Genomic DNA, 14,322 nt, shown 5'->3' with positions numbered 1-14,322 from the left:
CCCAGCCCGGCAATCCGCAGCAGCCACAGCATCCTGGAGCCACCCAGCCGTTGCCTCCTGGCTACACACCGCCACCGGGTTATCCGCCGCAGATGCCCGGCTATCCTCAAGGTTATCCAATGCCGCAGGGCATGATGCCTCCGGGTTACCCGATGCCGCAGGGCTATCCGCCACAGATGCCGGGGTATCCACAAGGTTACCCGATGCCGCAGGGCTACCCGCCGGGTTATCCGATGCCTGCGATGCCGATGCCGGCCATGATGCCGCCACCCGCGCCGTCCTCGGTCACCGGTGCGGTGGCACCGATTCCCGCTCCTTCAGCCGTGGCTCCTGCGATGCCAGTGCCCAGCGCTCCGATGGCGGCAGTGGCCGTGGCAGCGCCAGCCGATGACGATGGCGGCGAGGCGGTGGCTGTCGCCGAGCATCAAGAGGGCGAGGTGTATCACCCGCCGGCGCTGACGCACATCGAGACCGGGCCGCCGCCCAACAAGTTCGTGCAGATGTGGCGCAAGATGGGAGCCAGCTCCCTGCTGGTGAGCATTTTGGTGCATGCCGGTCTGGGCGTGCTGGCGTTGTTTGTGGTGTTCACCACCGGGGTGATGGACAAGCAGGTGGACTTCCTGCCGGGAGGCGGCACGGCGCAGGGAGCGCAGGCCAGCCAGGACCTGCAGCACAAGGTGCAGCAGAAGAAACGCAGTTCGATCAACAAGACGATGCCGATGAAGAAGCTGGTGAGCACGAGCATGAACTCGTCGATCACCCTGCCGGAGGCGCCACCGGACGCGTTGGACATGCCGGATGTGAGCGCGATGATGGGTGGGGGAGCGCTGGGCGCGAGCGGTGGTTTTGGGATGGGTGGAGCGGGAGGCGGCTTTGGCAAGGGGATGGGCCTTGGAGGCGCGGCGGGGTTTGTGACGCTGCCACCGTCGATGCGCAGTCGTTGTTCGACGCAGGAACGTCTTGAGAAGTTGCGCCAGAACGGGGGCAGTCCGGAGTGCGAGGCTGCGGTGAGCGCGTCTTTGGAATGGCTGAAGGGCAAGCAGAACGCGGACGGCTCCTGGGGCCGTGGCAACAAGTGTGCGATGACAGGACTGGCGCTACTGTGCTACCTGGGCCGCTGCGAGACGCCGGAGTCGCCATTCTACGGAGACAACGTGATGAAGGGCATCATGTACCTCATTGAAACCAGCAAGAAGAACCCTCACGGCATTTTCTCCGAGGCCTGGGAAGGCAAGAAAGGCGGCGCAGGCACCTATGAGCACGGCATCGCGACCTATGCCTTGGGCGAGATGTACACGTTGGCCCGACTTGGCAGCAAATCGCTTCCGGGGATGCGTGAGGCCTTCGAGAAAGGCGTCAAAGTCATCATCGACAATCAAAACAAGCGCGGATCCTGGACCTACGGCGGCGACGTGATCGTCTATAACAAGGACAGCGGTGGCGAGGACCTTTCCGTGGCCGGCTGGCAGTTCCAGGCGCTCAAAGCGGCCAAAAACACCGGCTTGAAGATCGACGGTCTGCACGGCTCGATCTCCAAGATGATCGATTATCTCGAAAGCAAGCAGTCGAAGGACGGCGGCTTTGGCGGAACCAATCGCGACGCGCACTACAATCAGTGGAGCCTCTCCGGCGTGGGCATTCTCGGCCTTCAGACGATGGCGAAAGGCAAGACGACCTCGATCAAGAAGGGCATCAAGTTCCTGCGCGACTTCATCACCGCCGAACCGCTGGACTGGAACAAGAACTGCAACCTCTACTGCTGGTACTACTACACCCAGGCCTTCTTCCAGCAGGGCGGCGACGACTGGAAGTTCTACAACCAGCAGTTCCTGCCGCAGATCCTCAGCGCCCAGCAGGCAGACGGCTCCTTCAAGCGCGGCCGTCCGAACTGGCCCGCTGGCGATGCGGCGGACGAGATCTACCGCCAGTGCCTCTGCACCCTCCAGCTTGAGGTGTTCTACCGTTACCTCAAAGTCGGCGACCGCGAAGAGGAGTCGTTCTTCGACAAGTAAGCGAAGGTCGTCAGCGGGGGAGCCGATCACGCCCCCCTCACCTGCCGCAGCCAGTCTTCGAGGTTGTAGTAGTTGGTGATGCGGCTGACAAGGCCGTCACTCAGCTCAAAGAAGGCGCCGACGCGCAGACGATAGCGCTGACCCTGCGCCGGTGGCAGACCTTCGTCGGTGGACAGGTATTCACCCTCAATGAAGAACTCCGCAGCGCCGCGCGTGCCGTCTTCATTGGCAAACACGACCAACTCGCGCACCTGCTCGCGGTAGCAGCGGTCCATGCGCACCAGAAAGGCACGGAACGCCTGTTTGCCCGTCTCGGTGCCGCCTTGGTTGATGTCATGGGCCACGTCATCCGCCAGGAGCCGCAGGAAGGCCTCACGATCTCCGGCGTTGAAGGTTTCGTAGTAGGTCTTGATGAGGGCGGCGGCGTGACGTTGCGGGTCGGACATGGTGGACGTGAGAATGAATTCACCGATCACCACGTCAACGCGGAATTCTCCTCACCCAAATAGAGGGTTGCGAGGCCGGAACACGGAGGATAAATAGCCCGCGTCTATGTTTTCCCCCAACATGGCGCGGTCGTTCGTCCGCGCATCGATCCTTGGCATCTGCATCCTCGCCCTCCAGACGGCATCCGCCTTCGCACAGTCGGCAGTCATCGTGGTGGACGCCTACAACAAGAAGGTCCATGTCGCAGGCAATGCGCAGGCGAAACGCCCCGTCGGTGGCCTGGCGAAGATCGCCACGGCGATGGTCACGCTCGATTGGGCGGAGGCCTCCAAAGTCGGCGTGGGCGTGCTGGCCACCGTGCCGGCCTATGCTTTTCAGATGTCGGATCCCGGCACCATCGGCCTGCAAGCCGGCGACCAGGTCACGCTGCGCGATTTGATCTATGCCACCATGATGAGCAGCGACAACATCGCCGCCATCACGCTGGGTGATTTCGTCGGCCGCGACCATCTGGCCCGCCTCGGCCGCAGCGGCCATCCGATGGAGGAGTTCGTCCGGCAGATGAACCAGCTCGCCGCCCGTGAAGGTGCCCGTGGCACCCGCTTCACCAATCCGCATGGCCTGGAAAACTCCCGTCCGCTGCCCTATTCGACGGCGGCGGACATCGCCCGCATCTCGATCTACGCCGTCTCCCGCCCGGCCATGCGGTTTTACACCAACCAGAGCAGCCGCAGCGTCACCATCTACCGCGGGGGCCAGCAGCTCAGCGTGCCGCTGAAGAACACCAACGCGCTGCTCGGTGTGGACCGCATCGACGGCGTCAAAACCGGCAACACCGAGCGCTCAGGAGGCTGTGTGGTCATTTCCGCCGAGAAACCCTCCAGCGTGCAGGTGCAGGCTGACAACACCAGCCTCATCTACCATCACCGCATGGTGGTGGTCGTGCTGGGTTCCGCGAATCCCTTCGGCGAAGCCCGTGCATTGCTGCATCAAGGATGGACTGCTTATGACCGCTGGCTGGCCGCCGGCCGGCCGATCACGGACAAGAAGCAGATGCTCGATCATTTTTAACCGTGCGTGGATGGCATTCTTCCCGCTCCCCACCTCACTCTTTCTTTCTCTCACTCCAAACTCATGCGAATCGGAATCTTGAACAGCGGCGGGGATTGCCCCGGTCTCAATGCGGTCATCCACGGTGTCGTCGGCGCCGCCCACAATCTCGGATGGGAGGTCGTTGGCTTTCGCGATGGCTTTGAGGGTCTGCTGCCGCCAGGAGACTACATGATGCTCGACCCCGAACGCACCGTCGGCATCATGAAGCTCGGAGGAACCATCCTCGGCACCACGAACAAAGGCCATTTCGTCGCCAAAGTCGGCGAAGGCAACGTCTCCCAGGTGCCGGTCGAGATCGTTGAGAAGGCCAAGAACACTCTGCGCCACCTCGAAGTCGGCGCTCTCATCGTCGTCGGTGGTGATGGCAGCCTCACCACCGCGCTGCAGCTTTATCAGATGGGTATTCCGGTCATTGGCGTGCCGAAAACCATCGACAACGACATCCAGGCCACCGCGATGACCTTCGGATTCGACTCCGCCGTGGCGGCGGTCGTCGATGCGCTGGATCGCCTCCATACAACAGCCGAAAGCCACAAGCGCGTCATCGTTCTCGAGGTGATGGGCCGGCACGCTGGCTGGATCGCGCTGTACGGCGGCATCGCGGGCGGCGCGGATGTCATTCTGCTGCCGGAGATTCCCTTCCAGCTCGATCATGTCGGCCAGGCGATCCGCAAACGTGACGCCGCAGGCCACCACAGCACGCTCGTCGTCGTCGCGGAAGGCGCTCGCCTGGAAAGCGGTGAATTGCTCACAAAGGAACGCGTCGGGACCAAAGGCGAGGACCGCCTCGGCGGCATCGGCGATTTCGTCGCCAAACACATTGAAAAGAGCACGGGCAAGGAAACCCGCGCCTGCACACTCGGCCACCTTCAGCGTGGTGGCGCTCCCACGGCGCTGGATCGCATCCTTGGCGTGCGTTTCGGTGCGAAGGCCGTCGATCTCATCGAGCAGGGCTGCTTTGGCCGCATGGTCAGCTACCAGCACTACCAGGTGGGGGATGTGTCCATCGAGGAGGCCGTGCATCAGCTCCGCCTCGTCAACAAAGAGAGCGAGATCGTCAAGGCCGCGCGTGCCATCGGCATCTCGTTCGGTGATCAGTGAGGCCACGGCCGCACTGGCGACTTCACAAAAACAGAGCGGCGACCTCACAGTCGCCGCTCTTCGTATTTTGACTCTTCGACTCAGGCCAGGGCGGCCAGACGCTTCGTCAGCGCGTCCTTCGACTGCACGCCGACCACGGTGTCCTTGGCTTCGCCGCCCTTGAAGAAAACGAGCATCGGAATCGACTTCACGTTGAATTGCGCGGCCAGGTTCGGGGCGTCATCGACGTTCACTTTGCCGATCTTCACCTTCCCGGCCTGCTCGTTGGCCAGCTCCTCCAGGATGGGCGTCAGCATGCGGCACGGGCCGCACCATTCCGCCCAGAAGTCCACGATGACGGGCACGTCGGACTTGGAGATTTCGGAGGAGAAGTTTTCTTCGTTGAGGGTGATGACTGCTTCGCTGGCCATGGTGTTGGGGGGGAATGTTTGAGAAAAGACTACGCATGCACGCTGGCATTGGCGGCAGTCGAATCAACGAAAGTTTGCCCGGGGCGGGCCAAAAAGTGCCGGAAACGGGGCTCCAGCCCAATGTGACGACATTTTCACTCAACCGGCCTCATTCCAGCAGATCAGACAATTCACAGCCTGCTCACAATTTTGACAGGGTTTCCCCTGATGAATGTGAAAAACTCTTTCTTGCCGGTCGAGTGCCTCCTGTGCTGAATGGCAGCATGAAACGCGAACGCGCTCTTACCGGCCTGTCAGGGCGGCGCCTGAAGCGTTTGCTCCACCAGTTGTGCGAGTTCGCTCAGAACGATGTCCGCCGCATCGCACGGCACGAGGAAGTCGCCATCCACCAGCTCCGTGTGCGGATGAAGAAGATTCTCGCCTTGCTGCGCCTCGCCCAGCAAGGCATCGAGGAGCACACGCTGGAGGCCATGCGGCAGCACATCCGTTCGATCAAAAACAGCTGTGCCGGCAGCCGTGAGCGCACGGTGCGGGACAAGCTGATCGACAAGCTCGCGCGCCGCTTTCACCTCGACGCCAGACATCGCCCCAAAGCCCCCGGAGCCGCGACGGTCGAGCTTTCCACATCCAACCTGTGCCACCAGTTGCACGCGCTCGATCTGCTCATCGAACGCTCCTGCATCCAGGCGCTCGATGAGCATCAGATCCTCGAGCAACATGCCCGCTGCTATCGCAAAGGCCGCCGGCTGATGAAGGAATGCAGCCAGGTGAACGACAGTCGCACACTGCACCGCTGGCGGCACCGCGTGAAGGATCTGTGCTACCAGACCCTGGCGCTTTCGCACCTGCATGGATCTGCGCGCCGCATCAAGCGGGCGCGGCGTCTCGGCCACATGCTCGGACGCGATCATGACCTCGCCAATCTCTCACGTGAGCCCGCGTTCGCCGTGCGCCGCAGCCCCTGGTGCCAGATGATCAACGAACGCCGCGATGAATTGCGTCAGCGCTATCTGTCCATCGGCCACAAGCTCTACGGCACGCATCATTCGCACTTCAGCGATCTCGTGCTCCATCATGCCTGAAGACGGCGAGATACGCCGCCTTCACAGTCCGGCCACGCGACGCGCATCCTGGACGAGCCGGATGAAACGCGCATGATCGCCGTTGGAGTCCGCTCCTTTGACCTGCTTCGCCAGATTCAGCACCAGATCCAGGTTCAGCTCGCCCGTCTGCCCGGTGCCGCGCATGAGAAGCCCGAAGCCCACCACGGCCGCCTCGAACACGAAGTCATCACGCGCGTTCTGCAGCGAGTAACCACGGTCAATGACCTGCAGCTTGCTGCTGTCGAACGGCCCCACGGCCTGGGCGGTGAAACGGGCGTTTGGCATCGTCACGTTCGCGATCTGGCGGTCACGCGGCACATCGCTGGCCCCATTCGGCTGGAACTCATACCACAGCACGTGCGTGCCGGCACTGCGCAGCTCGGATGCCGCAAGATGACGCTCACTCAGCATGCGGAACTGCTTCACGTTCGCCGGATCGAAGCTGACCTGCACTGGGAACGACGCGTCAGACGACAAAACCGCCGGCTGGTCGGCCGGAAGCTGGATCACGAGACGCAGCAGGCGATACGCCGGATTCCACGGGCAGGCGGCCACCTCCGCCTTCCACGAATGGATGTAAAGATCGTTCACGCGGGCCGGCTTCGGCTCGTTTTTGACATTCGGCGGCTGCGGGGAGGCCAGCATCTCCCCCTTCGGCTTCGGCGGTGCCGGTTTGATCAGATTCGGACGCACTCGGAACTGGTCGGACGGTTGTTTCGTGGTGCTGGCGAAGACCTGGCGGCCCGCCGGGGCGGAGAAACCGAAGTTCGTCGTTCCGGTGACCGCCGGGACTACAGCAGGCGCGACCACCATCGGGGCTGGAGCAGGCGCGGGAGCGGGTTTGGCCTCAGCAACAGCCTTGTTCGCCGCCGGTTCGGCCACCTTGACCGGTTCCTCCTTCATTGGAGGCGTTTCCACTTTCTGGGGAGGCAGGGCGGCCACTTGCGGTTGCGGCACAGGGGTGACCTTTTTCGGCGTCGGCAAAACCTCAGGCGCTTTGGGCGACGGCAGCTTGCCGGGCTCCTTCGCTGGCGTGGCAGCGATGGTGGCGGCGTCTTTCGCCACCGAACTGAAGGACCAGCCAGCCAGGAAGGCCGCACCGGAGACGGCGATCACTGCCGCAGCCTTCAAGACGGTGCCCATCATCGGCCAGAACGTCGCCCGCGGGCGTTGGACCGTGGTGCGCGGCAGCATCGGCTGCACGCGACGCGGCAGATTGGAAGGATGCAGCACGGCGTAGCGCTGCTCATGCGTGAGGCGGGCCTGAGGGATCGGTGCTCCGTGGCGCAAGGCGTCCGTCACGGCCTCGATCTGCTCAAGCTCATGCGCGGCCGCCGGCGTGATGGCCAGCATCTCGTGCAGCTCACGGGCTTCCTCGGCGCTCAGTTCGCCGAGCGCGTAGGCGGTGAAGTGGGGGTTGTCCTGCGGATTCATGATTGTGAGTGAAATTGTTCTTCGGCGGCTTCTCGGCTCAGCAACTCGCGGAGCTTCTTGATGGCATGGTGCATGATGAAGCCGACATTGCCGACGCTGAGGCCGGTGATGCCTGCGATCTCCTGGTAAGAGCAGTCGTGGAGAAATTTGAGCCGAACCACCTCGCGCTGGTTCGGCCGCAGGCGGTCCACACAGCGCCAGACTTGCTGATAGAGCTCCTGCATGCCGGCGCTCTGGGCGGGATCAGGATCGTGATCGGTCGCCGCGTCGATGACGTCGTCGTTGCCGAGGTCCAGGCGGTGGTCCTTGCGCAGGATGTCGAAGGCGCGGTTGCGGCAGACGGTGAAAAGCCAGGACTTGAGATTGTCGCGGACACGCTCCGGATCGGTGAGGTAAAGCCGCAGCATGGCATCCTGCACGACATCACGCGCCCGCTCGGTGTCTCCCCCGAGTATTCCGGCTGTGTAGGCGATGAGCGTGCTTTCATGCTGGTCCAAGGCTCGCCGCACCAGCACCGAGGCTTCATCCTGGACGTGTGGGGCGGGCATGCGTGTGTTCGGGGGTGGAACGGGCGGACACGAGGGAAAATTAGGCCGGAGAGGCCAAATGTGACGCCAATTTCCGCCTTGGAAACCTCAATCTGCGCCTCACCACCCGCCGCCGAGCGCCTTGATCAGCAGGATTGCCGACAAGAAGCGCTCACCCTGGATGCGGGTGGCCTCCTGCTCGGCCCGCAGCAGCGTGCGCTGCGCGTCCAGGACCTCATAATAGGCCACGAGACCGGAGTCGTAGCGTTTCTGCGACAGTTCGAGCGCCCGACGGGCCGAATCGGCCGTGGCAGCCTGCGCCGCGGCCTGGCGTTGCAGGACGGACAGGCCGCTCAGCGCATCCTCCACATCCCGCACGGCGCTGAGCACCGTGTTCTTGTAACTGGCGGCCGCCTGATCGTAGCGGGCCTTCGTCGCATCAATGTTCGCACGCACGCCGCCGCCGCGCAGCAGCGGCCATTCGATCGTCCCCGGCCCCAGACCCCACACGCGGCTCTGCGCATCGAGCAGTTTCCACACATAGCTGGTTTGCGTTCCGCCGGTGAGGCCGATCCGCACGCTGGGGAACAACGCCGCCTTCGCCACGCCGATCTCCGCATTCAGCGACGCCATCTGACGTTCGGCGGCGGCGATGTCCGGACGACGTTCCAGCAGATCACTCGGCACGCTGGCGGGAATCGATGGCGGAGAGCCGCGGATCTCGTCCGTCGTCAGGCTGAACTGCGATGGCGTCAGGCCCAGCAGCAAGGCGATGGCGTGCTCCAGCTCCGCCCGCTTCTTTTCCAGGCCGATGGCCTCCGCCTCCGCCGAGGCGAGCTCGGTTTCCGCCTGCGCCACGTCGATCTGGGCGATGTCACCCTGTTCAAACCGGGTGCGGGCCAGATCCACCGTCTTGCGGCGCACTCCGACGGTGCGTTTCAGCAGCGCGATCTGCGCATCCTGCGCCCGCAGCGTGAAGTAATTCAGCGCCAGCTCGCTCTGGAGACCAAGCAACGCCGTGTGGTAGTCTGCGTGCTCCGCCTCGGCCTTCGCGACGCCCGAACGTGCTTGGTTCCGCAGCTTGCCCCAGAAATCGAGCTCATAGTCGAAATCGAGCGTGCCGCCGAGCGTGTTGCGCGTGCGACCGCCGGCGAACTGGAACTTCATGTTGCTGGAGCCACGGTTGCGCAAAGCGGAGCCATTGAAGGTGAGAAACGGAAACAAGCCCGCGCGATCCGCCCGCGCCAGGGCCTGCGCCTCGGTGACGCGATGCGCGGCCAGTTCCAGCGTCGGGCTGCCCGCTTCCGCCTGCTTCATCAGCGTGTTCAGCTTTGAATCACGGAACAGGCTCCACCAGTTCCCGCGGCTGGCGTCATCTTTCGGCGTGGCGGTGCGCCAGGGGCCCTCGGTTTTGAATTCCGTCGGCAGCTTCGGCTGCGGGATGAGATAATTCGGTGCCAGATTGCACGACGGCAGCAGCAGAAGCGCCAGCAGCAACACGTGAACGAGCGCGGGCAGGTTCGTGCGCTCTTTCGCTTCCTCGCCACTGAGTTCGGACTCCAGCCGGCGCGTCACATCCAGCGGCGAGCCGGTGCGTTGCGCGATCAAGCCATACACCATCGGCACCAGGAACAGCGTCACGAGGGTCGCCAGCGACACGCCAAACACGATCACCACACCCACGACCATGCGCGTCTCGAAACCGGCACCGTGGCCCAGCATCAGCGGCAAAGCCCCCATCACCGTGGCCAGCGCGGTCATGACGATCGGCCGCAGCCGCTGCTCGCTGGCGCGCAGGATCGCGTCGTGGAAGCTCAAGCCCTCGTCACGCAGCTGATTGATGAATTCCACGATGAGGATGCCGTTCTTTGCGGCGAGACCGATCAGCATTATCAGTCCGATCTGGCTGTAGATGCTTTGATTCATGCCCATGAATTGCAAACCCAGCAGCGCCCCGGCCACTGCGACGGGAACCGTCAGCATGATCGTCAGCGGATGCACAAAGCTCTCAAACTGCGCCGCCAGCACCAGGAAGGCCACCAGCAGCGCCAGCGCAAAGATGAAGCCGCTGCTGCCGCTGCTCTCCTTGAGCTTCAGCGAGTTGCCCTTGTAGCCGATCACCGCCGAGGCGGGCAGGTTGTCGTGAATGAGCTGCTCCATGTCCTGCACCGCCTGGCCGAGGCTGTAGCCTGTCACGAGCTCCGCGTCAAAGGTGATGCTGCGCATGCGGTTGTAGCGGTTCAAGGTGCCGCTGTCGGCGAATTCATCCATCGTCACCAGATTGGCCAGCGGGATCAGCTCCTGGCTGCGCTCGCTGCGGACAAAGATGTTGTTCAGATCCAGCGGGCTGCGCTTGTCGCGATAGCTGCCTTCCAGGATCACATCATACTCCTCCCCCTGATGAATGAAGGTCGTCGCACGCCGGCCGCCGAGCAGCGTCTCCAAAGTGCGGCCGATGTTCGCGGACGACACGCCGAGATCCGCCGCCCGTGTTTGATTGATGCTGACGCGGAGCTGCGGCTTGGTGTCGCGGTAGTCGCAGTCAAAGCCCACCAAGTTCGGGTTTTCCTTCGCCTTGCGCAGGATGATGTCACGCCACGCCGCCAGTTCCTCGAAGGTGGGGCCGCTGACCACGATCTCCAGCGCCTTGTTCAGCCCGCGCATCATCCCCTGCCGCATGGTGATGCTGATTTTCGCCTGCGGGATGTCGCCGGTCTTCGCCCGCAGCTCGTCCATGATCTGGAAGCCGTCCCGCCGCGTGCCGAACGGCGTCAGCGTCACCACGCAGATGGACTCGTGGAAGTCGGCGGCGGAGCCAAAGGTGCGCGGCGCGCGCGCATTCACGCGCGTCGCCTCGTTCCTTTCGCCCTCGACCAGGTACATCAGGCGCTCATTGACCGCGTTCATGGTTTCGAGCGTATTCGCAAACGTCGTGCCCGGCGGACTTGTGGCCGTGACAAAGAATGACCCGCGGTCCTCACGCGGCGTGAACTCATCCGGAATCGTCTTCAGCAGCCACCAGCACATCACCGTGATCCCCGCCACCAGTGGCAACGCGGTGGCGGGAAACCGCAGCGCCAGCCCCAGCACCCGGCGATAGCCGGCCTGCACATGGCCGAAGGCCTTCTCCAACAGCCGCGCCACCAGGCCGTCTCCTTCCCGTCCGCGCAGGATTTTGGACGCCAGCATCGGCGACAGCGTCAGCGCCACAAAGCCGCTGAAGCCCACGGCGATCGCCAGCGTGACGCTGAACTCGGCAAACAGCCGCCCCGTGTCCCCCGGCATGAACGTCACCGGCACGAACACCGACATCAGCACCAGCGTCGTCGCCACCACGGCGAATCCCACCTGCCGCGTGCCGAGATACGCGGCCACCAGCGGCTTTTCACCCTCCTCGATGCGCCGGTGGATGTTCTCCAGCACCACGATCGCGTCATCGACCACCAGGCCGATCGCCAGCACAAAGGCCAGCAGCGTCAGCGTGTTCATCGAGTAATCCAGCGCCATCAGCACGATGCAGGTGGCGAACATGCTCACCGGCACCGCCAGCACCGGCACCAGCACCGCCCGCATGCTGCCCAGAAAGAGATAAATGATCGCCACCACCAGCACCAGGGCGATGATCAACGTGCGATACACCTCATGGATCGATTCCTCGATGAACTGGCTGATGTCGTAGCTGTTCTCCAGCCGCATGTCCTTCGGCAAAGTCTCGCGGATCTTCTCCGCCTCGGCACGCACCGCCCGCGCCACCTCCAGCGGATTCGCTCGCGACTGCCGGATCATGCCCAGGGAAACCATCAGCACGCGATTGCCTTTGAAAACATTCCGCGCCTCCTCCGCCCCCAGCTCCACCTTCGCCACCTCCGCCAGCCGCACCTGATAGCCGTTCTCGCCACGGGCGATGACCAGCTTCTCAAAATCCCCCGTGCTCTGATACTGCCGGTTCAGGCGCACAGTGAACTGGCGGTCGAGTGACTGCACCGCTCCGGCCGGCGGATCCACGTTCTCCCGCCGCAGCGCCTCCTCCACATCCAGCGCCGTCAGTCCCCGTGCCGCCAGCGCCTCACGATCCAGCCACACCCGCAGCGCATAGCGCGAGCCGCCGTTGATGCGCACCCGCGCGATCCCCGGCAGGCGTGAGAAGCGGTCCACCAGATAACGCTCCGCATAATCGTTCAGCTCCAGCGTGCTGCGAAACTCGCTCGTCAGGTTCAGATACATCAGCACCTCCGAGCTCAGCTCCGTCTTTCCCACATTCGGCGGCTCCACCTCCTCCGGCATCGTCGGCAGGATCGGGCTGATCGCCTCGCGGATGTCATTCGCCGCCGCGTCGAGGTCCCGCCCCAGGTTGAACTCCACAGTGATCTCCGATTTCCCGTCCGTGCTCACCGACGAGATGTTCTTGATCGCCTCCACCTGCGAGATGCGGTCCTCCAGCCGCTGCGTGATGCGGCGCTCCACCACATTCGCGGACGCACCGCGATAATAGGTCTCCACCGTCACGATCGGCGGCTCGATGTCCGGATACTCCCGCACCGCCAGCCGCGTGTACGCCACGATGCCGAAGGCGATGAGGATCAAGTTCATCACCATCGCCAGCACAGGACGACGCACCGATGTGTCTGAAAGCCACATGTCAGGGAGTCGCCTCGGCTGAGGTTGTCTGCTCCGGATTGAAAGCCGGCACCGGCCCGCCGTAATCCCCCGCGATCTTCACCGTCGCCCCGTCCTGCAAACCGACCAGACCATCGGCAATGATGAGCTGCCCCTCGCCCAGCCCGCCCAGGATCTCCACGTAACCCGGCTTGCGGCGGCCTGTCTTCACCTCACTGCGCTTCGCTTTGTCCTTTTCGATGCTGAACACATAAGCCTTGGCCCCCACCGGCACCAGCGCCCGCTCCGGGATCGACAGCGACAGCTTCGGCTCCACCCTCAGCGTCACCATTACCAGCATGCCCGGCTTCAGCAGCAGGTCCGCGTTCGGCACCTCCGCACGGGCCGCCACCGAGCGCGTCACCGGATCGATGCGCGAATCCAGCCGCGACACCGTCCCCTCAAACCTTCGGCCCGCCGCCGCCTCCGCATGCGCCGTGATCTTCGTCCCCGGCTGCACGCTGCCGAAATACGTCTCCGGCACGGCGAAATCGATCTTCACCACATCGATCTTGTCCAGGGAGGCGATGATCGTGCCGGGCGACACCAGCGCGCCAACACTGATCCGCCGCAACCCCAGCCAGCCGTCAAACGGCGCCGTGATGCGGCGGTCCGCCAGCTTTGCCTCCGCCTCCAGAATCCGCTGCTTCGCGATGTCCGCCAGCGTCTTGCGCTCCGCCAGCCGCGCCTCTGGCGCCGCGCCATCGGACACCAGCTTCTGCAGCCGGGCGATCTCGCGCTCCTCCTCCGCCAGCGTCGCCTTCGCCGAAGCCAGCATCGCCTGCTCCTCGGCATCGCTCAGCATGGCCAGCAGCGTGCCCTTCTTCACAAAATCCCCGTCATCGAAGGACAATTGCGTCACCGACTCCGTCACATTCGCGCTGATGTCGATCGACTCAAAAGCCCGCACCGTGCCGATCGCATCCAAGTCCAGCGCGTAGTTCTCCTTCGTCACCTTCGCCGTCAGCACCGCCGCATCCCGCTTCACCGCCGCCGGCTTCGCGCTGCGTGGCTGGCCCTGCTTCATCCACAGCACCCAGCCACCCGCCGCCACTCCTCCTGTGACAAGGATGAACGCAAGGAATCGCAGAAATGCACTCGGCCGGGCTTCGGACATGGGGGGACGGAACAAACGCCGCCAGGAGAAAATCACTAGCAACAAACCACCTGATTCAGGCCTGTGGATGGATTTTGTCCCGCTCGCGTTGGGCCGCTTGCCTCCTTCGACAAGAGACTTGAGCAGGCGAGGCATCAACGACAGCCACAATCCCGCACCGTAGCGATTCGTCTCACCTCTGGAGAAGCACGTTACGACCTGCCGTCTTTTCCCATTAGCGGTTCGCTGCACGAGCCACCCGACCGCGAGAGAAATCGCGGATGGCGGAAGAAGGCCTCAGGCTCCGTGCAGACTCCGGGTGCTCGGGCGCACGGGGGCTTCTTCGGTGTCGAAGTCGGCCTCGTTCGTCTTGTAGTAGGAGCGGTGGTAGTAGTAGTCGAAGCCTTTGGAGCGGTGCTGGAG

The 14,322-nt window shown here is 63.7% G+C and carries 10 protein-coding genes; 4 read left to right on the top strand and 6 right to left on the bottom strand.

The features are described from left to right. Positions 1-2,012 (top strand): prenyltransferase/squalene oxidase repeat-containing protein (locus IAE77_RS29340; RefSeq protein ID WP_345781031.1); only part of this gene is annotated, 2,012 nt, incomplete at its 5' end. A 26-nt stretch (positions 2,013-2,038) separates the two neighbouring features. Here the strand turns inward: IAE77_RS29340 and IAE77_RS29335 are convergent. Next, positions 2,039-2,458, bottom strand: coding sequence for a ketosteroid isomerase-related protein (locus tag IAE77_RS29335; protein WP_294234972.1), 420 nt, complete (start codon positions 2,456-2,458; stop codon positions 2,039-2,041). A 121-nt stretch (positions 2,459-2,579) separates the two neighbouring features. On the opposite strand from IAE77_RS29335, the gene IAE77_RS29330 reads away from it, so the two are divergent. Together IAE77_RS29330 and IAE77_RS29325 are read left to right on the top strand one after the other, a co-directional pair. After that, positions 2,580-3,530, top strand: coding sequence for a serine hydrolase (locus IAE77_RS29330; protein ID WP_294234970.1), 951 nt, complete (start codon positions 2,580-2,582; stop codon positions 3,528-3,530). A 63-nt stretch (positions 3,531-3,593) separates the two neighbouring features. Beyond that, positions 3,594-4,673 carry an ATP-dependent 6-phosphofructokinase gene (locus tag IAE77_RS29325; RefSeq protein ID WP_294234967.1) on the top strand — a complete coding sequence of 360 codons (1,080 nt, stop codon included), beginning with the start codon at positions 3,594-3,596 and terminating at the stop codon, positions 4,671-4,673. Positions 4,674-4,753: 80 nt separating this feature from the next. On the opposite strand, the gene trxA is transcribed toward IAE77_RS29325, so the two are convergent. Beyond that, the gene (trxA, locus tag IAE77_RS29320) at positions 4,754-5,083 is read right to left on the bottom strand and encodes a thioredoxin (RefSeq protein WP_294234965.1); all 330 of its coding nucleotides are present in this window, start codon (positions 5,081-5,083) and stop codon (positions 4,754-4,756) included. Positions 5,084-5,346: 263 nt separating this feature from the next. Here trxA and IAE77_RS29315 point away from each other — a divergent pair, with 263 nt between their 5' ends. Continuing rightward, positions 5,347-6,165 (top strand): CHAD domain-containing protein, encoded by an 819-nt coding sequence (locus tag IAE77_RS29315; RefSeq protein WP_294234963.1) that lies wholly within the window; start codon positions 5,347-5,349, stop codon positions 6,163-6,165. A gap of 21 nt (positions 6,166-6,186) precedes the next feature. Here the strand turns inward: IAE77_RS29315 and IAE77_RS29310 are convergent, their stop codons facing one another. The 4 genes from IAE77_RS29310 to IAE77_RS29295 form a co-directional block, all read right to left on the bottom strand. Next, positions 6,187-7,620, bottom strand: a complete 1,434-nt coding sequence (locus IAE77_RS29310) for a YfbK domain-containing protein (protein WP_294234961.1) — start codon at positions 7,618-7,620, stop codon at positions 6,187-6,189. Then, on the bottom strand, positions 7,617-8,168 hold the full coding sequence (locus tag IAE77_RS29305; RefSeq protein ID WP_294234960.1) for a sigma-70 family RNA polymerase sigma factor: 552 nt from the start codon (positions 8,166-8,168) through the stop codon (positions 7,617-7,619). Before IAE77_RS29305 ends, IAE77_RS29310 begins: the two co-directional genes overlap by 4 nt. Positions 8,169-8,267: 99 nt before the next feature. Beyond that, entirely contained in the window at positions 8,268-12,785 is a 4,518-nt protein-coding gene (locus IAE77_RS29300) for an efflux RND transporter permease subunit (protein ID WP_294234959.1), read from the bottom strand. 1 nt (position 12,786) lies between these two features. Further along, the gene (locus tag IAE77_RS29295; RefSeq protein WP_294234958.1) at positions 12,787-13,920 is read right to left on the bottom strand and encodes an efflux RND transporter periplasmic adaptor subunit; all 1,134 of its coding nucleotides are present in this window, start codon (positions 13,918-13,920) and stop codon (positions 12,787-12,789) included. Between the last annotated feature and the right edge of the window lie 402 nt (positions 13,921-14,322).

It is taken from the genome of Prosthecobacter sp. (assembly GCF_014879935.1).
Lineage (GTDB): Bacteria > Verrucomicrobiota > Verrucomicrobiia > Verrucomicrobiales > Verrucomicrobiaceae > Prosthecobacter.
This window is presented reverse-complemented; position numbering and strand designations above follow the sequence as displayed.

Coding starts and splice junctions, on each gene's coding strand:
- IAE77_RS29335 (WP_294234972.1), bottom strand. CDS start 2,458: ATGTCCGACCCGCAACGTCACGCCGCCGCCCTCATCAAGACCTACTAC.
- IAE77_RS29330 (WP_294234970.1), top strand. CDS start 2,580: ATGGCGCGGTCGTTCGTCCGCGCATCGATCCTTGGCATCTGCATCCTC.
- IAE77_RS29325 (WP_294234967.1), top strand. CDS start 3,594: ATGCGAATCGGAATCTTGAACAGCGGCGGGGATTGCCCCGGTCTCAAT.
- trxA (WP_294234965.1), bottom strand. CDS start 5,083: ATGGCCAGCGAAGCAGTCATCACCCTCAACGAAGAAAACTTCTCCTCC.
- IAE77_RS29315 (WP_294234963.1), top strand. CDS start 5,347: ATGAAACGCGAACGCGCTCTTACCGGCCTGTCAGGGCGGCGCCTGAAG.
- IAE77_RS29310 (WP_294234961.1), bottom strand. CDS start 7,620: ATGAATCCGCAGGACAACCCCCACTTCACCGCCTACGCGCTCGGCGAA.
- IAE77_RS29305 (WP_294234960.1), bottom strand. CDS start 8,168: ATGCCCGCCCCACACGTCCAGGATGAAGCCTCGGTGCTGGTGCGGCGA.
- IAE77_RS29300 (WP_294234959.1), bottom strand. CDS start 12,785: ATGTGGCTTTCAGACACATCGGTGCGTCGTCCTGTGCTGGCGATGGTG.
- IAE77_RS29295 (WP_294234958.1), bottom strand. CDS start 13,920: ATGTCCGAAGCCCGGCCGAGTGCATTTCTGCGATTCCTTGCGTTCATC.